The organism is Nostoc sp. XA010 (genome assembly GCF_020829625.1).
Classification (GTDB): domain Bacteria; phylum Cyanobacteriota; class Cyanobacteriia; order Cyanobacteriales; family Nostocaceae; genus Nostoc.
Genome location: NZ_JAIVFX010000012.1, coordinates 97,255 through 121,566 on the forward strand (window position 1 = coordinate 97,255; position 24,312 = coordinate 121,566).

At 39.2% G+C, this 24,312-nt stretch carries 21 protein-coding genes and 2 pseudogenes; 14 read left to right on the plus strand and 9 right to left on the minus strand.

Annotation, left to right across the window (positions count from 1 at the left end; all coding sequences use genetic code 11):
- Window positions 1-18 precede the first annotated feature (18 nt).
- A complete protein-coding gene (locus LC608_RS18855; RefSeq protein ID WP_308189893.1) occupies window positions 19-2,487 on the plus strand; it encodes a plasmid replication protein, CyRepA1 family in 2,469 nt (822 codons plus the stop codon).
- A 352-nt stretch (window positions 2,488-2,839) separates the two neighbouring features.
- On the opposite strand, the gene LC608_RS18860 is transcribed toward LC608_RS18855, so the two are convergent.
- On the minus strand, window positions 2,840-3,097 hold the full coding sequence (locus LC608_RS18860; RefSeq protein ID WP_229554974.1) for a WD40 repeat domain-containing protein: 258 nt from the start codon (window positions 3,095-3,097) through the stop codon (window positions 2,840-2,842).
- Here LC608_RS18860 and LC608_RS18865 point away from each other — a divergent pair.
- From LC608_RS18865 to LC608_RS18880, 4 genes and pseudogenes are all read left to right on the plus strand, one after another.
- Window positions 3,044-3,747: pseudogene (locus LC608_RS18865) on the plus strand (IS5 family transposase); the annotation flags it as partial. The gene LC608_RS18860 and the pseudogene LC608_RS18865 sit on opposite strands and share 54 nt — an antisense overlap.
- A gap of 131 nt (window positions 3,748-3,878) precedes the next feature.
- Window positions 3,879-4,412 (plus strand): annotated as a pseudogene (locus LC608_RS18870) (hypothetical protein); the annotation flags it as partial.
- Window positions 4,413-4,600: 188 nt separating this feature from the next.
- Window positions 4,601-4,828, plus strand: coding sequence for a hypothetical protein (locus LC608_RS18875; RefSeq protein ID WP_229555075.1), 228 nt, complete (start codon window positions 4,601-4,603; stop codon window positions 4,826-4,828).
- A 25-nt stretch (window positions 4,829-4,853) separates the two neighbouring features.
- The gene (locus tag LC608_RS18880) at window positions 4,854-5,123 is read left to right on the plus strand and encodes a hypothetical protein (RefSeq protein WP_229554975.1); all 270 of its coding nucleotides are present in this window, start codon (window positions 4,854-4,856) and stop codon (window positions 5,121-5,123) included.
- Window positions 5,124-5,267: 144 nt separating this feature from the next.
- On the opposite strand, the gene LC608_RS18885 is transcribed toward LC608_RS18880, so the two are convergent.
- From LC608_RS18885 to LC608_RS18915, 8 genes are all read right to left on the minus strand, one after another.
- Window positions 5,268-7,871 carry an FHA domain-containing protein gene (locus tag LC608_RS18885; RefSeq protein ID WP_229554976.1) on the minus strand — a complete coding sequence of 868 codons (2,604 nt, stop codon included), beginning with the start codon at window positions 7,869-7,871 and terminating at the stop codon, window positions 5,268-5,270.
- Window positions 7,872-8,237: 366 nt separating this feature from the next.
- Entirely contained in the window at window positions 8,238-8,372 is a 135-nt protein-coding gene (locus LC608_RS37315) for a DUF6760 family protein (protein ID WP_308189894.1), read from the minus strand.
- A 14-nt stretch (window positions 8,373-8,386) separates the two neighbouring features.
- Window positions 8,387-8,767 (minus strand): phage tail assembly protein, encoded by a 381-nt coding sequence (locus LC608_RS18890; protein WP_229554977.1) that lies wholly within the window; start codon window positions 8,765-8,767, stop codon window positions 8,387-8,389.
- Window positions 8,768-8,795: 28 nt separating this feature from the next.
- A complete protein-coding gene (locus tag LC608_RS18895) occupies window positions 8,796-9,143 on the minus strand; it encodes a hypothetical protein (RefSeq protein WP_229554978.1) in 348 nt (115 codons plus the stop codon).
- Between the two features lie 8 nt (window positions 9,144-9,151).
- A complete protein-coding gene (locus LC608_RS18900; RefSeq protein ID WP_229554979.1) occupies window positions 9,152-9,631 on the minus strand; it encodes a phage tail protein in 480 nt (159 codons plus the stop codon).
- A 206-nt stretch (window positions 9,632-9,837) separates the two neighbouring features.
- Window positions 9,838-10,296, minus strand: a complete 459-nt coding sequence (locus LC608_RS18905; RefSeq protein WP_229554980.1) for a phage tail protein — start codon at window positions 10,294-10,296, stop codon at window positions 9,838-9,840.
- A 48-nt stretch (window positions 10,297-10,344) separates the two neighbouring features.
- Complete coding sequence (locus tag LC608_RS18910) at window positions 10,345-12,006, minus strand: phage tail sheath C-terminal domain-containing protein (protein ID WP_229554981.1); 1,662 nt, start codon at window positions 12,004-12,006, stop codon at window positions 10,345-10,347.
- Between the two features lie 61 nt (window positions 12,007-12,067).
- Entirely contained in the window at window positions 12,068-12,934 is an 867-nt protein-coding gene (locus LC608_RS18915) for a Pvc16 family protein (protein WP_229554982.1), read from the minus strand.
- A gap of 542 nt (window positions 12,935-13,476) precedes the next feature.
- Between LC608_RS18915 and LC608_RS18920 the strand changes: the two genes are divergently transcribed.
- The 9 genes from LC608_RS18920 (at window position 13,477) to LC608_RS18960 (ending at window position 24,312) form a co-directional block, all read left to right on the plus strand.
- The gene (locus tag LC608_RS18920; protein ID WP_229554983.1) at window positions 13,477-14,592 is read left to right on the plus strand and encodes a sensor histidine kinase KdpD; all 1,116 of its coding nucleotides are present in this window, start codon (window positions 13,477-13,479) and stop codon (window positions 14,590-14,592) included.
- 83 nt (window positions 14,593-14,675) lie between these two features.
- Complete coding sequence (locus LC608_RS18925) at window positions 14,676-15,356, plus strand: response regulator transcription factor (protein WP_229554984.1); 681 nt, start codon at window positions 14,676-14,678, stop codon at window positions 15,354-15,356.
- A gap of 99 nt (window positions 15,357-15,455) precedes the next feature.
- Entirely contained in the window at window positions 15,456-17,588 is a 2,133-nt protein-coding gene (locus tag LC608_RS18930; protein WP_229554985.1) for a substrate-binding domain-containing protein, read from the plus strand.
- Entirely contained in the window at window positions 17,578-18,135 is a 558-nt protein-coding gene (locus LC608_RS18935) for an FHA domain-containing protein (protein ID WP_229554986.1), read from the plus strand. Before LC608_RS18930 ends, LC608_RS18935 begins: the two co-directional genes overlap by 11 nt.
- A gap of 111 nt (window positions 18,136-18,246) precedes the next feature.
- Window positions 18,247-18,480, plus strand: a complete 234-nt coding sequence (locus LC608_RS18940) for a hypothetical protein (protein ID WP_229554987.1) — start codon at window positions 18,247-18,249, stop codon at window positions 18,478-18,480.
- Between the two features lie 2 nt (window positions 18,481-18,482).
- Entirely contained in the window at window positions 18,483-19,016 is a 534-nt protein-coding gene (locus LC608_RS18945) for a phage tail protein (RefSeq protein ID WP_229554988.1), read from the plus strand.
- Window positions 19,017-19,054: 38 nt separating this feature from the next.
- On the plus strand, window positions 19,055-21,802 hold the full coding sequence (locus tag LC608_RS18950) for a hypothetical protein (protein ID WP_229554989.1): 2,748 nt from the start codon (window positions 19,055-19,057) through the stop codon (window positions 21,800-21,802).
- A gap of 144 nt (window positions 21,803-21,946) precedes the next feature.
- Window positions 21,947-22,525, plus strand: a complete 579-nt coding sequence (locus LC608_RS18955; protein WP_229554990.1) for a hypothetical protein — start codon at window positions 21,947-21,949, stop codon at window positions 22,523-22,525.
- A gap of 5 nt (window positions 22,526-22,530) precedes the next feature.
- The gene (locus tag LC608_RS18960; protein ID WP_229554991.1) at window positions 22,531-24,312 is read left to right on the plus strand and encodes a VgrG-related protein; all 1,782 of its coding nucleotides are present in this window, start codon (window positions 22,531-22,533) and stop codon (window positions 24,310-24,312) included.

Sequence of the window (24,312 nt, forward strand, 5' to 3'; positions counted from 1 at the left end):
GATGGACGGTTACGGGATTTGGATTTAAAGAAATATCGCCACATTGAGTATGGGGGTTGGTGGTGTAGTGGCATTGACCCCCTCAACGACTACATTGATATGGGCTGGGGCTGTTTTAAGGGCGACAAGCCTAGGCGTGACTACAATAAAATTTATAAGTTTATCAAGTACGAACATCCTTACAAAGAACCGATACGGGCTTTTTTTCTACGAGTCCCAAAACACATTTGGGCAAAAGTCTCAGACAGTTGCGGTATTCCCAGCACTGAAGAAGATTGGCAGCATCCTTGGGGGTTTTGGTACTGGGTATGGCGGCGAAATGTACCAGTGGTAATTGTGGAAGGTGCAAAGAAAGCTGGGACATTACTCACTGCTGGTTACGCAGCGATCGCTATTCCTGGTGTGAACGCTGGCTATCGCACTCCCAAAGATAAAGAGGGGAACCCTATTGCTAAACCATCTCTTATTCCTGACCTCAAGCATTTTGCCACCAAGGGTAGACCTGTTGACATCTGCTTTGACCGGGACACCAAACGTGAGACTGTTCAACAGGTGAGAACTGCCATTAATCGCATGGGACGGTTATTAGTTGCCGAGAGCTGTTCAGTTAGAGTAATTGATTTACCAGGGCCAGAAAAGGGTGTTGATGACTTTATTGTTGCCCAAGCTCAAGACGCATTTAAGGGACTTTACAATATAGCCGAAGCTTTAGAGATGTGGCAACTTCGGCTTTTTACATTGCTCACTTATCCAGCAGCCATCGCACTCAACCAAAGATTTCTGGGTCAACTTCTCATACCAGAACATCTTCTCAACTCAGGTACAGAAGTAGCTAACCGTCGCGTATCCGTCCTCAAAAACCTCAAGCAATTGATTCAAAACGTTTTGAGCAGCCCACAAGGTAAGATTTATCTATCTTCTGCTGATGTATCCGATTGTGATGTAAATTATGTACTATCACTAGCTGGGGAAATTAGAGTTAACCCCTTTGTGATTGTCAAGAATTATCAATCCAAAGCTGGGAACTGCTACAGCTACAAAGGGAACGACCCAAAAGATTTGATTGCAGCGATGGATCGAGCGATCGCTAAAGGTGGTCATCATCTCTTGTGTTGTTCTGCTCAAAAAGCAAAATCCAAGTGGGGAACACAGGTTTTAGAAGAACGGTTCCGCCGCAAATTCCCACATCTACGGATTTTGCGAATTGATAGCGAGTCTGTTGCCGATCCTACACACCCTGCTTATGGCTGCATTGCTCACCTAAACGAAATTCTCACAAAATATGACTTGGTTATTACTTCCCCAAGTTTGGAAACTGGGATATCAATAGACATTAAAGCGCATTTCACAGCAGTTTGGGGTATTTTCCAGGGAGTACAGCCCGTTAACTCCGTGCGGCAGATGTTAGCAAGGCTGAGAGATACTGTTGATCGTCATATTTGGATCAGAAAGCATGGGCTAGGTGTTGTTGGAAACGGCTTAATGTCGATAGGGGCGCTTTTGGGAAGTCAATACGCAGCTACACGGACTAATATTGCGCTGTTGTCGGCGGCGGATAATGCAGATTACAGTTGCATTGATCAGAACTTTCAGCCTGAATCTTTACAAAGCTGGGGGAAACGGGCTTGTGCCATCAACGCCGAAATGAGGCGTTACCGTGAGTCTGTGCTTCAGGGTTTGCAAACTGACGGCTACACAATCATCGATGCAACTGATGCGGAACCGCAAGAGAATCAGCAAGTAATCAATGAAGTTCGAGCAGTTTCGGAAGATTTGTATATTGCCGAGTGTAGCGCGATCGCAAACGGTGAAACACTCTCTGATACGGAACTCAAAAAACTGAGAGACAAACGCGCCAAAACTCGCGCTGAACGACAACAGCAGCGCAAAGCCGAGTTACAACAGCGTTATGGAGTTGAGGTAACGGCGGAGTTGGTTGAGAAAGATGATGAGGGTTGGTATCCTCAATTGCGAATGCATTATTACTTGACTATGGGACGAGAATTTCTATCAGTTCATGATGCTAAAAGAGCCAAGGCACAGATTGATGCGGGTGAGAATGCTATCTGGAAACCTGACTTTAACCGGAGACAGATGTTGCCAGCAGTCCTGGTGTTAAAAAGTCTCAATATTTTACAATTTCTTTCACCTGGAGTAATGTTACGAGGTTCTGATCCAGAATTGCAACAATTGAAAGCGTTGGCGGTGCAGTACAGGCAGGTTATTAAAACTTACTTGAAGCTTTCTATTTCGGACAAATATACTCCAATTATGATCGCTCAGAAGTTACTGGATAAGGTGGGTTTAAAGTTGGATTATGTTGGTCGGTTTGGGGCGAGAGAAAATCGTGAGCGTGTTTACCAGTTTGTTGAAGCTGAGGATGGGCGTGAGGTAATTTTTCAGGGGTGGTTAAAGCGCGATGAAAATGCCGTGTCCACCACTGATAATACAGAGATATATACAGCTAGCTTGGACACAAAATTGTAAGAAAGTTCCCAAACATGAACTGCATCTTTTTTTGGTTGAACAAATTTCCGGCTGAAAGTCAAGCTTTCTACCCAACCCAGTTTGATATTCAGATGTCATCACAGACATTGCTTGAAGAAGTCTAGACTTTTCTTTGACACGATCAACGAATTACCATCCTTCAATTTTGGTACAAAAGAGCATAACAACACCAGTATACTTAGAAATTATGGCAGGAACGAGATTTTAGAATTATTGAAAACTGGATAATGAAAGAGGCGATCGCTCCATCATCTGAAAATTCCAGGATGAGAACATGTAATTGCTCTTCATCTTTAGCTGACAAGTGCGTAAACTGCCTGAACTTCATTGTCTAAACTGAGATATCTTCCTTACTCCAAACATATTTTCGGCAAGTTTCACAGGCTGCGATCGCAGTCTCACGCTGTTCTATATCTTCAATTGATTCAGGATTTTTGAAGATGGGGTGGTAACGGAGGCGATCGCAGCAGACTTGAAGCCACGATTTCCAATGACCACCTCGCCACAATCTTAATGTTTTGTCATCACTACCACTGATAATATACTTTCCATCAGGCGTGCAGGTTGCTCCTGGCGAATGATGCCTCACGATTTCCCGGCATGGCAAACTGTATACTCGTATTTTCGACGCTGGGAGCGTAAAGGGGTATGGCAAAAAATTCATTCAATTCTGCGAACGCAACTCAGGCAACTCGAAGAACGAGACGTAGAACCATCCGCAGGAATTATAGACTCTCAAACAGTTAAAACAACTGAAAAAGGAGGAGTCAAGGGGTATGATGCAGGAAAAAAGATTAATGGTCGCAAACGCCATATCCTTGTCGATACGATGGGTTTGCTTTTAATGGTTGTTGTACATGCCGCTTCAATTCAAGACCGTGACGGAGCAAAACTAGTACTAGATAAAATTCAATACTCATTCCCTAATACCAATTTAATTTGGGCAGATGCCGGATATGCTGGAAAACTAGTTGATTGGGTTAGGTATTTTATTGGCTGTGCAATGGAGATTGTTAAACGCTCTGATGACACTTCAGGCTTTAAAGTATTGCCTCGACGTTAGGTTGTGGAACGTACCGTACACTTGCATGGTTAGGTCGCTATCGTCGTCTCAGTAAAGACTACGAATATCATCCTCAAACTAGTGAAACCATGATCTACATTATTAATAAGAATGATAATCGTATGGGGAAAGAGGGAGGATTCAAGCAAGGCTTGAATCCTCCCTCTAGTTTTTGATTATCATTATCTTTAAAGTCTTTGACAGCTAAACAGGAGATGAAAAAGTATTGTAAAGACGTAAAACATGGACAACATTGTTAGGTAAATTCAATTATCAAATGAGGTAATGAAAAGTTTAGTTTACTGTCATGCCCAAGCGACCAAAACAAAACTCTGATCACGCACAATGGTATAATACTCCCACAATAGATAATGAAGCGATCGCTAATCATTTAGAAGCTTTATTAAACCCAGCAGTTTTTAATAAACAAAAATATTATAAGCAGTTAGGATTACGAGATAAAATTCTGAATTTATCGTTAATGATAGCAGCAGTTTTAACACTGTTATGGCGGCAAGTTCCTGGCGTTCAAGAGTTAAATCGTCTGCTAGCTAGAGTTGGTTTATTATGGTGTCATCCCACAAAAGTTGCTCAACAATCATTATCAGAAAGATTTTTAGTTTTCCCTGCTGAATTATTTGAGCGTGTATTTAAAGATTTACTACCTAAGTTACAATTTAATTGGCAACAAAGACTCCGACGACCATTGCCAGATAGTGTTAAATTTGCACTCCGTAATTTTGAACAAATTTGGATTGCTGATGGGTCAACCCTAGAAGCGTTATTTAGGAAGCTAAAAAGCCTGGAAGACCTGAAAACAAAACAGTTAGCTGGGAAAATATGACAAAGGTAAGGCGGATGACCCTATTAAGTACTTCGCTGCAAAAGAGAATCAAGATTTAGGAGTTGTCAAAGCGCTGCGAAAACCAGTTTCCAAGCTAGATATGTCCCCTTTCCCCGCACCCTCTTGACAAATGTGCAATCACTCTAACCTCTCACTGATGCACCACTCCTCCGTTACGCCTATCGTTGCAGGGTACTTGCCACCATTTAATTAACTTTATTCCCAAATTATTAGCTGCTTCTTCCCAAAAACGTCTCCGACTTTATCGCACTTTGCTAAAAGTTATTGCTCACAAGGCTTTTCCTGACCGCCCTGCTAGAAATGAACCACGAGTCCGTAAACGTCGCCCTAAAATTTACCCATTGATGACCAAACCCCGCCACGAATTACGAAAGCAATTGCAAACTGCTTAAACCACAAGTATTTCGGATTTTCTTAGTGCCATTCAGTACATTTCCACTGCTGAAAATTTCCGACAGTGCTTTGCCAAACCAAGACTTAGAGCATAGCCTATTGACATTGCACGCTCATCTAATCGGCGGTAAGCGTAGCCATGCCGTCAGGCTTATCGCCCAGTTCACAGGTTGCAAAATTTTTCTCCCACCAATCCAACATTGCTTATTACCTTTAGCACCGAATTTTAATTACTGTACCGTATATGCTGCGCTGTTTCTTAAAGCCTTTGCCAGTAAGCATTTTAAGACTTAGCGGGAAAAGTCAGATTGTGTTATGGGCATAATGCAACTATAGCTTTGACTTGGTGCAAAGATAGTTTACAGTTCATATTAAAGCTTTACAAAAAAATCTTTGTGCAGCTTATGCATCATGTTTGGAAAGTTAAGAAGAGCGCGATCATGCTTTAAATTGAATATAATGTATAATCGCTTCTGCTGTAGGGATATTGGTTGCAACTAAAACTTCGTTGATGTTACATACCCTCAAGAGTGCTTCTTCATTTGCCTGACTAGATTGAGCCATCATAAAATCTTTCAATAAAATTACTGCCAATATATCTTCTGAGGCAACCATAGAAGCAATAGTTTGATATCCTCCAGATGTTGTAGCAGAAATTTGCAAACTGATAGATATATTTAGTTGCTGGATTAATATTTGACTAATAGAGGGTGGTGCAAGCGTTAAACACTGGGAGAAAAACTCTTGATGTTGAGCAACAAATTTTGCCAAATCCGATTTTTTACTTTCGTGAGCGATGAGCGCTATGTATTTTGTATAAATAATTGAGGAAACCTTAGGAGTTTCGTTTACAGGTGTTTGTAAAGATGCTAAATTAGGAGATTCAACATTACTTTTTTGTGTAACCGCCTCTGTTTTAGATTCTTCAGCAGGTACTTGAGTGTATACCGCAACATCTTCCACCACTTCTACTTCCGCAGGCTGAATTTCTCTTAATTGAGATGTTTCCCTTTCGCTTTTAACTTCAACACTCGTTTGCGAGGGTTCGCTGACTTCTTCCAATGCTGTCATTCCTAAGTCAATGGTTGATATATCAGTAACTTGAGATACAGCATCTTTTTCTGGTAGCGCAATTGCATCAACATATTCTGTTGTTTTTAAAGCCTCAACAGCCTGCAAATAAGTATCTTCAGCAGGTGTTGGAGTCATTTCTTTAGAAACTTCACCTACTATTTCAGGTGTTTCAATAGTAGTTAAATCAGAAATCACCTCAGGAATAGAGCTAGTATTTTCAAAAACTGTTAGTTCTTCTGCTGGTTGAGCAGTTTCAGTACTTACTTCGGAAACTGTTGGTTCTTCAGTTAGTTGACTAGTTTGAGTAATTACTTCGGAAACGGTTGGTTCTTCAGTTGCTTGATAAGTTTCAGTAATTACTTCAAAAGCTGTTAGTTCTTCAGTTAGTTGACTAGTTTGAGTAATTACTTCGGAAACGGTTGGTTCTTCAGTTGCTTGATAAGTTTCAGTACTTCCTTCAGAAACGGTTGCTTCTTCAGTTAGTTGACTAGTTTGAGTAATTACTTCGGAAACGGTTGGTTCTTCAGTTGCTTGATAAGTTTCAGTACTTCCTTCAGAAACGGTTGGTTCTTCAGTTAGTTGACTAGTTTCAGTACTTACTTCAGAAACTGTTGGTTCTTCAGTTAGTTGACTAGTTTCAGTAATTACTTCGGAAACGGTTGGTTCTTCAGTTGCTTGATAAGTTTCAGTAATTACTTCAAAAGCTGTTAGTTCTTCAGTTAGTTGACTAGTTTGAGTAATTACTTCGGAAACGGTTGGTTCTTCAGTTGCTTGATAAGTTTCAGTACTTCCTTCAGAAACGGTTGCTTCTTCAGTTAGTTGACTAGTTTGAGTAATTACTTCGGAAACGGTTGGTTCTTCAGTTGCTTGATAAGTTTCAGTACTTCCTTCAGAAACGGTTGGTTCTTCAGTTAGTTGACTAGTTTCAGTACTTACTTCAGAAACTGTTGGTTCTTCAGTTAGTTGACTAGTTTCAGTAATTACTTCGGAAACGGTTGGTTCTTCAGTTAGTTGACTAGTTTCAGTAATTACTTCGGAAACGGTTGGTTCTCCAGTTGCTTGATAAGTTTCAGTACTTACTTCGGAAACGGTTGGTTCTTCAGTTGCTTGATAAATTTCAGTACTTCCTTCAGAAACTGTTGGTTCTTCAGTTAGTTGACTAGTTTCAGTACTTACTTCGGAAACGGTTGGTTCTCCAGTTAGTTGAGCAGCTTCAGTACTTACTTCGGGAACGGTTGGTTCTTCAGTTACTTGAGCAGTTTCAGTACTTAGTTGGGAAACTGTTAGCTCTTCAGATAATTTAGGAGATTGAATATAAGTTATTTCAAAAACTTCACTTATTGTTTCTGGAGTTTTAGCTATTACTTGAGATTCAGCTTCCTGGGATTGAACAAAAGTTACTTCTTGAAAGTTAGTTGTTTCTTGAAAATTAATTACATCAGAAGTATCAGTTGTAGCATTTATAGACTGGACATCTTGATTGGAGGTTTCGGTAACTTTTTCTGCGATTACTGATTCCGAAACTTCATTAACAGCTTCTTGAGGTTGATTAGGGATTTTATAAATATCTAAATTAGCAGCTTCTCGTAAACCTGAAAATACTGTAGCATCTAGGCTTTTGTAGACAGTTTCTGGTAAATCTTCAGGTACTGAGTTTATTTCTTCAATTGTAAGAACAAATTCACCAATGCGAATAACATCCCCAGCTTTCAATTTGTAGCTTTGATTTGTCTGAGCCAGATAACCGTTAACTATTGAGCCGTTTCTACTACCAAGGTCGTAGAAGTAATAATCCCCATCTTGGTAAAAAAACTTACCATGCAGTCGGCTCACATCAGGACTATCGATGACTAAACCTGCGTTAGGAGAGCGACCAACTATGCATTCACGTTGTGTTCTGGTTGCTAGAGCTAGGTTAAGTTCCTTGACTTCACTTAAGGTCTGTGAATTAAAAACTTTTACTTTCATAATATAAAATTAAGCTATGATATTTTTTGTCAAAAAAAATTAAACCCTTTATTTTTATAAAAAGGATAATTTTATTTATCTATAGTTAATCCTATTTTAGGGATAAAAAAGTTATATTAACTATTAAATATTATTAATTATTTATGAAAAAATATAAACTCTTAATAAGAAACAATTCGTTTTTTCTAGAGCTACTTAGGAGTGTATGAAAAAGAGTACGAAGCCTTATTTTGAATTTCATTCTCTTTAAGTCACCCACCAAATATAGAGATTTGGTGTTAAACAATTGCGTCATGGGTCTGAATTTCGGACTGATTACCGTCTTCTGAATTCTGAATTTTGCATTTTCTTCAACTGTTCAAGAAACTAATCTCCTGACTTTTGGTTAATCTTATTTATTTCTTCTACCCAACGCTGACGCGTAGTGTGTTCTAAATTTAAAAGATCATCTTGTGACCAGTGAAAGTGGTAAGCAATAAACGCTACCTCCTCATATAACATATCAGAGGGGTAGCTTATGACTCCCCCGCTAATTCTAGCTCCACTAAAAACTTAGCATTGCAATGAGGACATTCAGTAGGGATATGAGTATTTCCTTGTTGATTTACTCGATTATAAAATTCCCTAAGATAAGCTAAGTCACTGACTACAAGCCCTTCCAGCAAATTAGCGCTAACAGAAGTAAGGCTACCTAAGCGGGTAATTACCCGTGAAAGCATCACTAAAACCCCATAAGCAGAATTTTCTTGAACTTTACGTTCTTTTTGCAATAAAATTTCATCTAATGCAGTAGCCAAACGCATGACTCCCTGACGATGTACTCGGTTTTGGCTATCAACTAAACCTTTAGGAAGAGTAAAGGCAAATTCAGTACAAACAATATCCTTGCGGCGCATAGACAATTAGAAATGAACAATAAAATATCTAATTGATAACTAGAGGCTCAGAATTATTAACAGTATCTTCTAAGATGGCTGTTTCCTTTTCTAAGCCATTGATGTGACGATAAAAGTCTTGTAAGTAACTTAAATCTTGAGCAAAAAAGTTTTCCACTATTAAAGGAGTTAGCTCAGATAATGCCCCTAGTGAGGTGATTACACGAGCCAGAATAATTATCGTAGCATAGGCTGGATTAGACTTAACACGAGGGTCGCGCAGAGGAGCTATTTCATCAATGGCAATTGCTAACCGCATTATCCCTTTGCGATGGAGATTGCCATCAGAGTCTAGATAGCCTTTAGGTAATGTAAACTCAAACTCTGTTTGAAACATAAAACTTCCTATAATTTCGATCTTTTAAATTCCTCGAAAGCAATTTCGACTTCCTCAATTTCTATCTCTGTACTACGGGCATTAACATCAGTAATTTTGTAACTGCTAGGCCAAGCTCCGGCTAAATCAAATCTTGCTTGTGGTTTTGCATTTTGGCCGTAAATAGTCAAAGAAGCATTTTTACGTTGTTTAGCCCAATTGCCATCTTGAACTGCTTGAAACCAGTTCCAAAGTGCAACAGAGCTAGTCATCCCTCTACGTAGAGTCAGATTTCCGCTTTTAACATTGCCAGGAATTTTAGTCCTAATCGCCTGACCTTTTTTGGCTTTGCCCCATTTATTAATAGTGACTTCACAGATTTCAATAGGTGCTTGAGTCTGCTGAAATCCCCGACACTCTAAAAAAGTACCATCTACCAAGTCGCTAGATCCATCTAAATGCAATTCTAGGTAGAAGCGATGTGGTGTAAGAATTTCAAATTTCGGCATTGTTTATCACTCCAAATGAATAGTTAAGGAGGCAGGTATTAAATGCCTCCATGAACCAACGCTATATTAGACCTATGAGCAAAAGTCCCGAAAACCCCACCCCCAAGCCCTCCCCGCAGGGGGGGAGGGGAGACTTTGACGTAAGTTAAAGGCGGGGTGGGGTTCTTCTTTTTGATTTATGCAAGAAGTCTATTGAATTTGTATCCCTACCTTGGAGGAACTCGTTTAATACCTTCGTGAACTAACTCTAAGGTTTCAGTCGCCATATCGCCACTGCTTGCAGTCAAGGTAGGACCTGTATATTTACAGGGGTAACATCTAAGAATTTCCCAACGCGCTTGCATTTTACCTGACTGGTCGTAAACTGATATCGAAGCATCTTTACGATTGCCTTCCCACTGACTTGAGCCTCCATTATTCTTGTTACAATCTTCGTACCACTCATAAAGTCTCAAATCATCAGTAGCAATGAGCTTGACAGTAATATTTGTAAATTTAGCGACAGTAGGAGTAGCTTGACGAGCTGCAAAACCTCCCTTCATAGAACCATGAATATCCTGAGCAGGGGTAGATTCAACTCCTAAACCACTAAGTTCTTTGATTACTTTTTCGGTAATTCCATCCGCTTCAAAATAGAAGCGAGCCGCAGTGAGAAATTCAGCCATATATCAACTCCTTAAATTTGAATAAAATGAATAGTTTGGTAACAGTAACTACTCGCCATCAACACCATTCCATTGACTAATGCGGAAGACGACAAACTCGGCAGGTCGTACAGGGCAAACACCGACTTCAATATACAAACGACCGAGAATCTGGGTTTCTGGAGGATTCAATTCTGCATTACATTTGACATAGAATGCTTGCTCTGGTGTGGCTCCGAATAAAGCCCCTTCACGCCATAGGCGTTCGAGGAAGTTGCTGACGGTACGGCGCACGCGTGCCCACAAGTCTTCATCATTCGGTTCAAAAACTGCCCATTGTGTACCCAATTCAATCGATTTTTCAATATAGCTAAATAATCGGCGCACACTTATATAACGCCACTCGGTTTTATCAGGTTCGACTAAGGTACGTGCCCCCCAGATGCGAATACCTCGATTAGGAAAGTTGCGGATGCAATTGATACCAAGGGGATTTAATAGCTCCTGTTCACGGAAATTGGTATCGTAACTTAAGCCGATTACGCCTCTTGGTACTTCGTTTGCAGGCGCTTTGTAAACTCCTCTAGTTTCATCTGTTCGCCCCCAAACGCCCATCATGTGACCACAAGGAGGTACAAGTATCGGTCTGCCACCGTTGCGCGGGTTGGGAACTTTAATCCAGGGATAATACAGTGCTGCAAACATAGAACGACGGTTAAAGCTTCTTTGCAGCCACTCAACTACTTCTTGGGGTTTGGCGCGATCTGGTGGCGAATCAAGTACAACCATACGATTAGGTGGATTGGGAACATCACCACTAGCAGAACCCTCGCACATGCTAATCATGAGTTCCATGATGCCGTGAACTTGGTCTAAGTTCATTACTCCAGCTTCATAAGCCCGCATCAAATCGGGACAAGCTAGCATGGTAATTTCATCAATCTCGAAAATACCGCGCACGCCTGTACGGTCGTCGCGTACTCCCTCAACATCCTGTGAAAAGCGATCGGGCGGGGATGCGACGATCGCAGGTGTTAGTTCGTACTGACCATTTGCCGGTCGTCGCGCTAGGGGTTGTCCAGATGGAGAGGAGTCTGTAACGCTGACATACAAGGAGTTTCGCAAAGCAGCGATCGCATAAGTTGCCACCTGAGTTGCTGATTCGCGGTTCATAGTCAAGTTTTCGTACTGTTCGAGAACTTCCTCACCACGAATAATTTGTAATGTAAAATACTCCCCTGTGTTTGGCGGCACTTCTCCCTCAGTACCTTCAGGTAGGGCGCGGGGTGTACTGTCATTAATCACAATACTAATTGCCCCATCTGCTACCTGTTCGGGACGCAGGGTAAAGGTGAGGGAGGGACGATTTCCCCGACCAGTAATTTGTAAGGATGGAGCTTCTGGTGTGGCGGTTCTGGAAGTACTTGGTAATTGCGTACCTATACTTGCAATCCAGCAGCGACCGCCACCATTCATAAAATAGCCATAGACTGCAAAGGGTAAATAAGCATTGAAGTTGGTGAAGCCATCAGAGTTGGTATGGGCAAAGTAGTTAAGATATTGCGTCCAATTGGTTACTAACATGGGCTTAAATAACTCAGCCCCGCCACGCACATCTTCTGTAAAGCCGACAAACCCAGCTACTGCTGTACTAACACCTTCTATCGGTCGGCTACCTCGGTCTATTTCTTCAACGTAGACGCCAGGAGCTTTGTAATCAAGTCTTGCCATGAAAGTCTCTCCATTTTGGATTAAAGATTATAATTTTATGCAGTCGTAATCTCTGCCTTTGTTAGTTTTGACGATTTTCAATTACTGAGGCAGGTGTAAGTAAAATTTCTTTTACTGTGTAATTTTGGCTATCGATTAAGATGTTGCAGACTTGTGGCTCATAATCAATACATTTCAGTGTTAATACATAATTACCTAGTCTTAAATCTTCAAAAAAGAACAACCCTTCTTTGTCACTAGTTGCTGATTTCTCGGCTCCCCTAATGTTAATTTCTGTATCAGCAACTGGCTGCTGGGTTATTGCATTTTTGACAATGCCTGCGATCGCTACCCGCTTAGTTGATACTTTGCCATTGCCATTTTTTTGTAGTTGATCATATACGCTCATAATTCGCTCCCAAACCAAAGGTATGGAAGTCTTTTGTGGTTCAAAGGGTACTGTAACTGTTAAATATAAAGCTGGACGTAAGGGAACATTGAGAGCGCTCCATAAAGAACCTACTTCAACTGGTGGTTCTACAGAAACTGTCATAGATAAATTGCCATAACCACACAGTTCAGGAGTTAAAAATTCCTCACGCAATGAGCGATGACGCAGCAGCAAAGTTAATGCTTCAGTTAATAGCCGATGTTCGCCTAAAGTCGTACTATCCCAAGCCGTTAATATTAAAGAGACATCAAACCAACTGGGAGACCAAGTTACAGTAGCAGGTTGTAACCCTGATTGTGCAAACTTACGTTCTACCTGCCTGCCAGAGTGTTGTACTTGCTTACTCTCTCGAATGTCATAAAAGTACAAATTGAGAGTAGGCCCGGTACTCTCGTCCCTGCGACTTCCTGGACGACTAAAGTCAATTTGCTCCGTACTAATGAGGGAGGTTCCCCCAGCTAGGATGGACGCTAGTGTATGAAGAAGGGAGACAAGCATAAAGATGCTCACAGGCGTGGAGATGCTTTTAGAATAAATGCATCAACCTGAGAAAGTTAATTAGACTTTTGTCGACATTTACCATGATAAAAATACTAATTAATCATAAGTAGATCATTGGCAAAGAAGGATATGTTTACATTTCGTTACATAAATATTACAGTACTCGCGTAAATAAAGATCCTATCTAAAATAAGCCAAAAGGTTATGGTATAAGTGTTTTAACCTTTCCTTTTTACTTTTTCCGAACGCAAGCAGTAGTAGTTTTAATTTTCCTCTACTTATCTTAATTTTTTATATTAAGTAATATTTATAGCTAAGTATTAAGATTTTATAAATAAATGGCTATATTAGTAAATCAATTAAATTCTACATTGGTAGACGTATTATTATATAATACTTACGTAATAGTGCAGCCAAAAAAGTAAAATATTGAATATTATCTAAGCCAGATTTTATTCTCAAATTGATTAGGGTATTTACCATTTAGTAGAAAATAAAACCAATTTACTTACCTGACAGCTTAAGAAGTGAGTTAAACAATGGTAGTAGACTCGTCTATCCAACACAAAAAGACTGGTTATAAATCTTCACACTCTTTAAACGTACAAAGTTTATGTCAGCTACAACTTGAACAGTTAACAATTCAAAATCCTATTTTTTTCGCTCGGATTGTCTATTACGATCCATTAATGAAAACTCATGAGGAAGTTATTAATTATGCTCCAACCCGACTTCCTTTTTCTCAAAATACCTTAGCTTACTTAAGGTCGGAAGAATGGTTGTTGGATTTTTTTCCTGGTTTTACATTAAATGAAATAAAGTTAAATTATTCTGTTGGGAATTGTTATATTTGTCCACTAGGTTACAGGAATCAACGACCTGAATATATCCAAATATTAAGCGATGAATCTCTCTCGCCTACTTTGCAAAATTACGTAAAGCAATCTGCCGTCTTAGTAAGCAACTATTTAGAGATTTATTTGGAGTGCGGGCAACAGAAAGCTGAAATTAAATTGCTTGAGGAGATAATTCAACGTGCAGGACATCAGTTACGTAATAATTTGGGGTTAATTGGTCTGTACGCACAAAATTTATCTTTGGGATTAAAAGATAGTCCTTTGCAAGAACAGGCAACAATTTTATGTGAAAGCATAGAAGAGCTAGATAATAATTTAACAGAGTTGATTTATTGTGGTCAAGGTGCAAAATTAAGGGTAAGTCTGCAAGACTTGCGAACTTTAGTTTTAGAAAGTATCAAAGATTTACAGATTTTAATTAATCAAAAGCATTTGCAAGTATCTTTGCCTGAGAGTTCTACTATGTTAGTAATAGACTGTTCACAAATGAAGCAAGTTTTTGACAATTTGTTGAGCAACGCAGTTTATTTTAGTCCTGAAGGTGGAACTATTACCTGTAACTGGCAAGTTTTTCAAAGTGAAGTACTAATTAAAATCTCTGATCAAGGTTCAGGACTATCTCAGGAAGATTTGCAAAAGATATTTACTCCTTTCTATTCTCGTCGTTCAAAAGGTACAGGGCTAGGTCTGACCATTGCCAAGAAAATTGTTCTTGACCATCAAGGAAGTCTTTGGGGTCAAAATTTGCCAAATGGAGGCGCTCAGTTTTCTTTGATATTGCCTCGGTCTAAGAGTTAGTAAAAAGTTTAAATACAAGGGTGCAAATAACAAAACAGGGTTAATCTATAGTTTTTTTGTTTTTTCAATGAACATTATATATTATGACTACTCCTCAAAAGGTTTCTATTTTACTAGTAGATGACGAACAACGCTTTCGCCAGGGGTTGCGATCGCTCTTGAATTTTTATAGCGGAAGTAATTCATTATTATTAGAGATTGTCGGTGAAGCGGCTTCACCAGAACAAGCGTTGCAACTCGCGTTTAAAGAGCATCCAAACTTAATTTTGCTTGATATGGAATTAGCTGGAGGTGATGGAATTAGCGTTCTCTTAAATTTAAAAGAAAATTCCTATAATGGCAAGGTTTTAGTATTATCAGCGCATCAAGAAGACGATTGGATCTTTAGGGCAATGCAAGCTGGAGCCTCTGGTTATGTGTATAAAAACCGTTTAGCAACTCAATTGTGTGAGGCTATTACCACCGTGATAAAATCGGAAATTTATCTACCTTTAGAGGTTGCTAGTGGTTTTTTCCGTCATTTTCAGGCTTATTCTGAGTCTTGTTTGCAAGCCAGTCAAAAACTACACTTGACAGAAAGAGAGCAACAAGTTCTACACTGGTTAACTCAAGGTTCTTCTAATGAAGAAATAGCTAAACATTTATATGTTACCGTGGCTACTGTTAAGGCTCATCTCACAAGTATTTTTGAAAAATTAAAGGTTACTAGCCGCACCCAAGCTATTGTAACTGCCTTAAAGTTAGGTTTGATTCAGGTTAATTAATGGGTGTTAATTGTTAAAGGTGGAGGTTTGTAAGTTATTTAATCCAGTTGCCTTAATAATTATTTGAAACCACTTTCCATTTGCCAAGGAGTTTCCTAAGTGCCAGTCAAGGAAGATTTGTATAAACAATATCTCTGTTCTCGTAATGCACCATTAAATTGCGATCGCCCTTTGCAGACAGCGCAGGAAATACCAGGGGCTAAGTTTTGTTTGGAATGTGGTTTTCCAGCGACTTTAGCGCAAAATTCGGAAATTAAGGGCAATCGAGGCATTTATCAAGTTGGTAAATTTTTGTGTACGCGCTCTATGGGGCGATTATATTCTGGGATACAGATTAGCGATAACCAATCTGTAGTAATTAAAGAATATCTTTTACCCAATCGTTGTTTTAATGCCGAAGAGACGCGGCAGTGCAAACAGACTTTTCAGCAAGTGGCGGGGGTGAGTCTCGCAGATGGCAGAAACCAAAACTTTCGCCTGATTGAGCCTTGGGAAGCGATCGCTGATGAGCGAGGAGAACGCTGTTATATAATTACCAAAGGGGTGGAAGCATCCCAAACTTTAAGCCAATACCTGATCGCTAAAGGTGCAATGGATGCACCGCAAGTACGCCAAGTACTTAATCAAACTCTGCAAACTTTACAGTTCCTTCATACTTCATCGCTGCGCTTTCCCTCCAATCAAGTGCAGCGTGGACTGGCTCACGGCAACCTCAATTTAGATAGTATTTTAATTAAAGTAGAGAGTAATCAACAGTTTTATACATATCTTGATGATTTAGCTATCTGGGAAAGCTTATTTTACCCACCCCCTACTAAAGTCGCAAAACTTCAACCCGAACAAGATTTAGTGGCATTAGGATTAGTAGCTTTTTATCTATGGGCAGGAAAAGCTGTAGATAGCACTTCAGGTCAACCCCTGAATCCGAGAAAACCTGAAAATTGGTCGAATTCAGACCCTCACCTCCAGCAGTTTCTTTATCACTTAATTGGGCTAGACAAACCTTTTGAAAGTGCCGAGGCAGCTCGTAAAGCTTTGTTGCAACTACCGAAAGAAAACCAAGCAAGCGGTGAAGCAGGTTTAACAGCTTTGGAACAGCCAGATAAAATTTGGCGATCGCCTTTAATTTTACTAGCAATTCTGGCTTTGCTCTTGCTTGGAGGAGGGATATGGTATTTTTTCTTACATTCTGGCCTACAAGCCCCTAATTGCGGACAGTGGTGTAAACTTTTATCTGGTTTTTCAGAAGTAAGCTCTGTACCCGCAGGAGAATTTACTTATACAGCAGAAACCAATAGTACATGGAGTACAGTTTTAAAACAAAAACCAGAGAGCGGTACTCTTGAAGAAAATTTAACCAAACCGAAACCAGATGTAACATTTAATTATCAATCTGTGCCATCTTCGGATGTAAAGGCTGTGAGCGTGCCAATAGAAAAGGTGCGTAGCTGTCAAGAAGAGTATAAAGAAAAACAAAGTTGTCAAGCCTATTTTGCAATAACATCTTTAAACGTAGATCAAGAGTTAGAAAGTAAACCTGTTGCCTATGATGGCTTACTAGTATTTGTTGGTTCTAGTAAGGATGACTCTGCTCCTGTAAAAGTACTTAAAGGTAAAATCAGTCTAGAACAATTACGACAAATTTATACAGGCAAAATCACCAACTGGCGAGAACTTGGTGGTTCCAATCTTTCCATACAACCTTATGCTCCTACAGAACCGGAAGCAGTGCGCCTTTTTCAACAGCAAGTATTAAAAGATGATCCACAGCAAATTGCTTTATATAAAGAAGTTACTAAGCAATTTACCGAAATAACTGAGAACACTCAAAAGCAAATCAGGGCTAAATTCGAGAAAGGGGAAGCGGGTATTATCAGTTTTGGCATTCTCAGTAAAACTTGGAATCAATGCAACGGCTATCCTTTAGCTTTAGTTGATGACAATAACCGCGAAACTCAGCCACTGTTGCAGCTTAATAACCAGCCAATCAACCCAGAAGTGAATTTATGTGACCGAAGATATTATTTTGATATTGAAAGTTTTAGAACAGGTCGCTATCCTTTAGGATATCCTTTGAATGTAGTGTACCCTAAGGATAATAGTCTGCCTAACGTCGGTTCAAAATTCGCCGAAATGCTTACCACCCGTGAGGGTCAATGCCTGCTAAAAAAAGTAGGGCTGGTTCCTTTACAGATTATCCCTGAGAACGATAAAATTGCTCATGGCTGCTAATCGTTGCCCTAACTCCAGTTGCGAATATTTTAATCGTCTCTTGCCCAACCATGCTAAAATCTGCCCTCTATGCGGCACGGCATTGGGTGATATGATTGCTGCACCAGTTCAGCCTAGTCTGCCATTAGCACCTACTCGCAATGGAGAGCAAACTAATTATCAGCCTCGGCTGCCCTACCCACAGCCGATTCCACCCTCACCACCATCTCCTGTGCCACCAGTACTAAAACTGGTTCATACAACAGGGAGAGAATTTTACTTGCGTAGGGAAGATGGTTGTATTGGTAGGCGATCGCAAATTCAGGGAACAGTACCAGAGATTGACTTGGTAGGTATTCCCGATGAAGGAATAGTTTCCCGAACACACGCGCGAGTGCATTGGGACTGGAATCAAAATACTTACATGATTTTAGACGACCACAGCCGTAATGGCACTTATATCAACGGTAATCTTCTTTCCCCAGGTGTTAATTATCGCTTGAGTCACGGTGATTCATTGCAACTGGGCCAGGATGGGTTAGTGCGGTTTACGGTGGTAGTGGCTTAACTTGTTTTACTCATAACAAAAACAGACTTGACATTTTGAGTTCGACCTTTGGCTAATTCTGATTTTGGCACAGTGCCTTTAGGCTGGAATTAGAAACAGGTTTTTTTAATTATGGACTCAGAACGCATACAACCATCTTTAACTCCGATTGGAGACATTGGTGGGACTGCTGGATACGCTGCCAGACCTGCGACAGATAGTGCTACCAAAGCGGTATCTGCTGGCTTCGATTTTGGCGACTCGTTATTAATGGACAAGTTGTGCGATCGCGTTTATGAACTGCTGCTAGAAGATATGCGATCGCAACGCGAGAGGGTGAGAAACTATGGTTCGACAAGGTGGTAGTGATGGGTGGTAACAATAATAATGACAATAATGGCAACATTCTTCATGAATTAAATTATGTCACCACAAATCGTTTCTATGTAGAAATAGGCAGTACCATTGCAGCTTCTTTTACTGAATGCACAGGGTTAAGTGTTCAAATTAAGAAAAATATCTACTACGAAGGTGGTGTCAATGATCAGCAAAGAATTTATTTAGGAAGCACAGAATTTGCAGATATAACCCTCAAACGTGGCATGACAAATGACCCAGTGTTTTGGAACTGGATAACTGAAATTTTTGATGAACAAAAAAAGACAACTCGGCGCAATGTAAACATTCTTGTTTTTAACCAAGCAGGTGAAACTATGAAGAGTTGGACTCTCATTGGTGCTATTCCTATCGCTTGGAAAACATCAGCGTTGCAAGCAGATGGCAATGCTGTTGCTATTGAAGAAATAACTTTAGCTTACGAAGGCTTGCAATTTGGTAAAGAAGGGGGAGGAGGAAATTCAACAACACGTTTTGATAAGTCAGGATATTTCTCTAGCAGATGATATCACCTAGTAAGTAGCCTCAATAACTTTAGCGACTTATGCAAATAATTCAAAATTTTTTTAATGTCAACTTCAAGCCCCTAGTCAGAGAAAAAGATTTATTTTTATCTAACAGATTTTTATTAAGAAAATCTCGTCCTTTTTTGTCAGCAAATATTCCCAAACCATTAGTTACGATGAAAGCAATGAAGTTGTCATCGTTTGCACCTATGGTAAAACATCCAAAACTATTTCCTAAAATAAACCGGAGGAAACTATTGAATGAATGGGATATTAATGAGTGGGATAGTGAAATGCCATTTATTATACCTGAGCCATTAGAAGCAATTAGACAAGAAGCCGAAATCCAAAATGATTATCCTCTTGAAGGCAAAACAATTGCTTTTACAAATAACTTACCTAATAAAGTAGAAACCCGTGCGCTAAACCAGCAAACTGAAACAAAACCTCAAAAATCGGCTAAAAAATCCCAAAATCCAAAGCAAAAAGCTAAATCTAAATCCACAAAAAAGATATCTCCTGTAACCAAAAGCATTAACTATTCTTTTGATGAAGTTAGCGCTAGTAATCATATAAATACTGATGATGCGATAAAAGTTCCTGAATATTTATCTGCTGTAGCCAATCCTCAAGTATTAGATCGGTTAAATGTTAGTGATGTTCAACATATACCCGCTTTATTAGAAGATATTGAATCTAGCAGTGTCAATGTAAACGATACAGAGACGATACCCATTGCTGCTAAAAAATCCATCCAAGCTAATGAAGGCATAGAAATAATACCTATCCCTGAAAAATCTATCCAAGCTAGCAAAAACTCTGATTTAAAGTTAGCAGATATAAATACGCAAGATTCTGTAAAATCTGAAGTAATTAATTCAGAAAAAAATGTTGGACAGTCTTATCAAGATACAGAGATTCAAAGAAAAATACTCACGAATAGCACAGATATTTTATCAACTAAGTTTATTCCAGATGAGACTTTCGTAGTTAATCATAATCCTAATTTGTCATCAGAAATAGGCTTAAATACAATTGAATCTGAAGCTGCACAGACAAAACTAACACAAAAAGTATCAACAACTCTGATCAACAAAATAGCAGAAACTCAAGAAATAACCGATACACATTCTCGCTCAGATGAATCGCTTCGGGAACACTTAGAAGTTAATCCCAATCATAACATCGGACTTTCTCCAAATACTCAAAATCAAATTACTCCAGACTTTCGTACTCAACTACAAGAAAAAAATACGCCACAATTTGAAAGCGATATTAGAAAGAATATTAGCAATCTTCAAGAAACCAAGACTACTATAATTGGGGAAGAATCTGCACAAAAATATTCAATTTTAGAGAAACCCTCTTTATTAACTCAAGACAATAAATCTACTATTGGTAGTAATAAAGAAGAGATAGAGAAAATAGTAACAGTCACCAAATCACTTCCAACGGAGATTTTATCTGAGCTTGTAAATTCAGGCTATAATACACTACCAAAGCAAAATAATGACATTGTATCTGAGTTAGTAGAAACTTTACCTCAACAAAAAGATGAAACTACATTTATCAGCACTACTGCAAATACAGAAATAAAAAATACTAGACAAATTTTACCTACGGAACCTCAAAGTGGGTCTTTAATAGCTAATTCTATTGATCCTCCTCCATTAGACATTGACTTAGGTACAGTTATACCTAAGCCTACACAAATTACCCCAACTTCGGTAGAATATACCACATCTAATTCAGAAGATAAGACTGTAGTAGAAAATCAAGTAGTAAGTGCTAACAATTTTTTATCAACTCAAGAAAAAGCTGATATCTCAATAGAAAATAAAACTTTAGTATCGGAATTATTTGATAACAATGGTTTGCAAAAACTGCCAACGCCTCAAGGGTTTGCAGTTGGTGGAGAAGTTGAAGTTTCAGCAAATTTAGTTAATCAACAAATAGCACCTTCTGATATTGTCCCAGCAATGCTCACTCCAGGTGAGTTTGTAGTTAAGGCCACAGTTGCACAGAAAAACCTTAACTTACTCCATCACATTAATAGTGGTGGTAACGCAGAGAGTTTAGCTCAAATTTCTACACAACCTCTAAAAGTTCAACGAAAAGAAGAAAATTCTACTAAAGTCGATACTGATAAACCAGCAGAAGAGCAAAATTTGGATATCGGTTTAGCAACTGTATTTAAATCTCTAAATCCATCTGCCGATTTATTGAATAGTGAACAAAAAGATATTTCAATCTTTCGTTCTATTCAGTCCGATAAGTTCAATGCTAAAACAGTTACTAATAGTCCATCCTCGACTAAATATTCATCTGTTCCTCTAATTTTTAGGCAAAAAAACTCAACCCCTTATCAATCTTCGATTAATTCAACCTATGACGAGATTACTCAATGGTCAAGTGTTGAAGAGTTGCTGAACGAGAACAATCAAGATGAAAACTTAGACAATTTCACACTTTTCAATTTTGCTGATGTGCCGTTTCATCGCAACGAGCCAAAAGTATCTGATGTTTCAGAATCAACAAATAATTTGGTTCACAAATATCCAATTCAACATTTTGCTGATGGAGGTGAAGTAACTGCACCGACAAAAATTACCAATACAGATTTACAACCCATTACTGAAACAATAAAACAGTTTGCTTCTAATTCTGATAATGCCAATATTCCCGATCTAGAAAATTTGGCTCGTGAAATTTATACTCGGCTGCGTCAGCGTTTAGAAATTGAGCGAGAACGTCATGGTATGTACTCTGGACGATTACCTTGGTAATGCCACGCTTATTATCACTGAATAAATGCAACTATAACCCTAACAGAGATAGCCGGAAGCTTTACCAATAACTTATAACTACCTTGACTATGAAGATTTTTATTTATACTAACTACCTAAATATTAAGATAAGGAGATATAAAAATGCCTTTAGAAAAAGCCAAACTTATGTCATTTTATCCAGGAGAAGCACCAACAATTGAATTCATGTTTAATCCTACACAAATGAGTATCCAAAGAACCTGTAAATGGCAAAGTGAGCCTGGCAATAGAGGAAATGCTGCATTACCAAAAGTTAACTTCTCTGGAGTTGATCCTTACAAATTGACATTGAGTCAAATTGTATTTGATACTTATGAAACAAGGAATTCAGTTATCGATCAATATCTAAAAAATATTAAAAAAGGAGTTGAATCTCCAGATGGAAAAGATAAACGCCCTCCTGTTTATATTTTGGCATGGGGTAAGAAACAATCCTTTCCTTGCGTCATGCTTAGTATCAGCTACAAAATAGATAAATTCTTGGCTGATGGCACACCAGTACGTGCAATTGTCGATATATCTCTACAAGAAGTCGATAAAGAAAATCCTCCAGGAGATCATCAATCTGCTTCTAAGGGAGCCAATCGTCAAAAAGACTCCATCGCAGCTAGAAAAAACCGCGCTTCTTCAACCCAGAAAACTAATCCCTTTGTACCCGAATCAGAGCAATCTTCATACTAATACGTATGCCTAATGCAACAGCCAGTCGTTATATTTGCCGTCCGTTAATTAAAATTTCTTCTGGTGCTGCCTGGTCAGATGCACCACCAGAGTTAATGAAAGATATAATGCAAATTACAGTAGAAGAAAGTCTGCATTTACCAGCGATGTTTACCTTGGTAATACATAATAGTTATCTTCCTGCTAGTAGTGATAACGAGAACAAACCTTGGCGTCACGAAGATGCGATCGCAATTGGTAATAAAATCAAAATTGGTTTCAGTTCTAGCACCACAGAAGATAATGCTTTTAAAGAAGAAGGAATAGGATATTTAATTGAGGGCGAAATTACAGGCATTGAAGTTCACTTTACTAATAAATCTGAAGCTCCAATTATAATTCGGGGCTATGATATTTCTCACCGTTTACACAAAGGACGTTACAATCGTTCGTTTTTAAACGAAACCGATAGCGATATTGTCAAAAAAATTGTCCAAGAAGTAGGAATAACAGCTAAAGTAGATGACAGTGGCCCGCCTCATGAATATGCTTTCCAAGAAAATCAAACTAACATGGAATTTCTGCGAGAACGTGCAGCTCGCATTGGCTTTGAATTATTTATTAAATGTGTCCAACAAGGTGAATCAGATATTCGTAGTGAGTTGCATTTTCGCAAACCCGGAACTGGGGAAGAACCTTTAAAATTAAAATGGTTAAAAGATGTTGTCAGCTTTAGCGTAAGAGTTACCAGCGCTGAACAAGTCAGTGCAGTAGAAGTACGTAGTTGGGACTACACTCAAAAAAAATTAATTACCTCAACAGCTAATTCAGAACGGGTAGTAACAAAAACCGGAAATAAATTAGGAAGTAGCACCAGCACCCAATTTAATCTTAATAAAAAGCCTCCAAAAATGACAGTTGTAGACCAACCTGTGTTTGGATCAAAATATGCAGAAGCAATGGCTCAAGCTTTGTGTGATGAACTGGGAGGAGAATTTATTTATGCTGATGCCAAAGCCGAAGGAAATCCCCATCTACGACCTGGACGAGTAATTGAACTCAAAGACATGGGCCATCGCTTTAGTGGCAATTATTACGTTACTGAAACCCGCCATTCCTACAATCAAAGAATTTATACCACAGAATTCAGCGTCCGGGGGCTACGTAGTGGTAGCTTGCTGACAACCCTAACGCCACCAACTCACCTACAGCCAGGTCAGACTTTCTTGGTTGGAATTGTTACCGATAACAAAGACCCCCAAGGCTGGGGTAGAGTCAAGGTCAAATTTCCCACCCTTACCGAAGACCATGCAAGTAATTGGGCAAGGGTTGTAGCGCCTGGAGCCGCCAACGGACGGGGTTTTGACTGTTTGCCAGAAGTCAATGATGAAGTTTTAGTCGGTTTTGAGCATGGTGATATCCACCGTCCTTACGTCATTGGTGGAGTATGGAACGGTAAGGATGCACCACCAGAAAAGGTGGATGACTCGATTCAACGCGGTAAAGTGCGGTTACGCACCTTTAAAACTCGCATCGGACATACCCTCCAGTTTGTGGAAGAAGATAAAGGCGGTAGTAAAACTGGTGTGCGCGTTGAAACTGCTGGCGGTCATAAAATATATTTAAATGATAGTGATACCTGTGTGGAAATTGAAACTAATGGCGGTCATAAAATAACGATGAGCGATCGCAATCAATCAATTTCCGTAAATTCCACAGGTAACTTGTCATTAAAAGCGCAAGGAAATATTGAGATTAAAGCTAACGGTACAATTACCGTTAACGGTGCGATGATTTACCTCAACTAA

Bases quoted from the DNA above. Each gene is read 5' to 3' on its own strand.
- LC608_RS18925 (WP_229554984.1), top strand. From the start codon at position 14,676: ATGACTACTCCTCAAAAGGTTTCTATTTTACTAGTAGATGACGAACAA.
- LC608_RS18940 (WP_229554987.1), top strand. From the start codon at position 18,247: ATGGACTCAGAACGCATACAACCATCTTTAACTCCGATTGGAGACATT.
- LC608_RS18955 (WP_229554990.1), top strand. From the start codon at position 21,947: ATGCCTTTAGAAAAAGCCAAACTTATGTCATTTTATCCAGGAGAAGCA.
- LC608_RS18960 (WP_229554991.1), top strand. From the start codon at position 22,531: ATGCCTAATGCAACAGCCAGTCGTTATATTTGCCGTCCGTTAATTAAA.
- LC608_RS18910 (WP_229554981.1), bottom strand. From the start codon at position 12,006: ATGGCAAGACTTGATTACAAAGCTCCTGGCGTCTACGTTGAAGAAATA.
- LC608_RS18905 (WP_229554980.1), bottom strand. From the start codon at position 10,296: ATGGCTGAATTTCTCACTGCGGCTCGCTTCTATTTTGAAGCGGATGGA.
- LC608_RS18885 (WP_229554976.1), bottom strand. From the start codon at position 7,871: ATGAAAGTAAAAGTTTTTAATTCACAGACCTTAAGTGAAGTCAAGGAA.
- LC608_RS18950 (WP_229554989.1), top strand. From the start codon at position 19,055: ATGCAAATAATTCAAAATTTTTTTAATGTCAACTTCAAGCCCCTAGTC.
- LC608_RS18935 (WP_229554986.1), top strand. From the start codon at position 17,578: ATGGCTGCTAATCGTTGCCCTAACTCCAGTTGCGAATATTTTAATCGT.
- LC608_RS18890 (WP_229554977.1), bottom strand. From the start codon at position 8,767: ATGCGCCGCAAGGATATTGTTTGTACTGAATTTGCCTTTACTCTTCCT.
- LC608_RS18920 (WP_229554983.1), top strand. From the start codon at position 13,477: ATGGTAGTAGACTCGTCTATCCAACACAAAAAGACTGGTTATAAATCT.
- LC608_RS18915 (WP_229554982.1), bottom strand. From the start codon at position 12,934: ATGCTTGTCTCCCTTCTTCATACACTAGCGTCCATCCTAGCTGGGGGA.
- LC608_RS37315 (WP_308189894.1), bottom strand. From the start codon at position 8,372: ATGTTATATGAGGAGGTAGCGTTTATTGCTTACCACTTTCACTGGTCA.
- LC608_RS18900 (WP_229554979.1), bottom strand. From the start codon at position 9,631: ATGCCGAAATTTGAAATTCTTACACCACATCGCTTCTACCTAGAATTG.
- LC608_RS18945 (WP_229554988.1), top strand. From the start codon at position 18,483: ATGGGTGGTAACAATAATAATGACAATAATGGCAACATTCTTCATGAA.
- LC608_RS18895 (WP_229554978.1), bottom strand. From the start codon at position 9,143: ATGTTTCAAACAGAGTTTGAGTTTACATTACCTAAAGGCTATCTAGAC.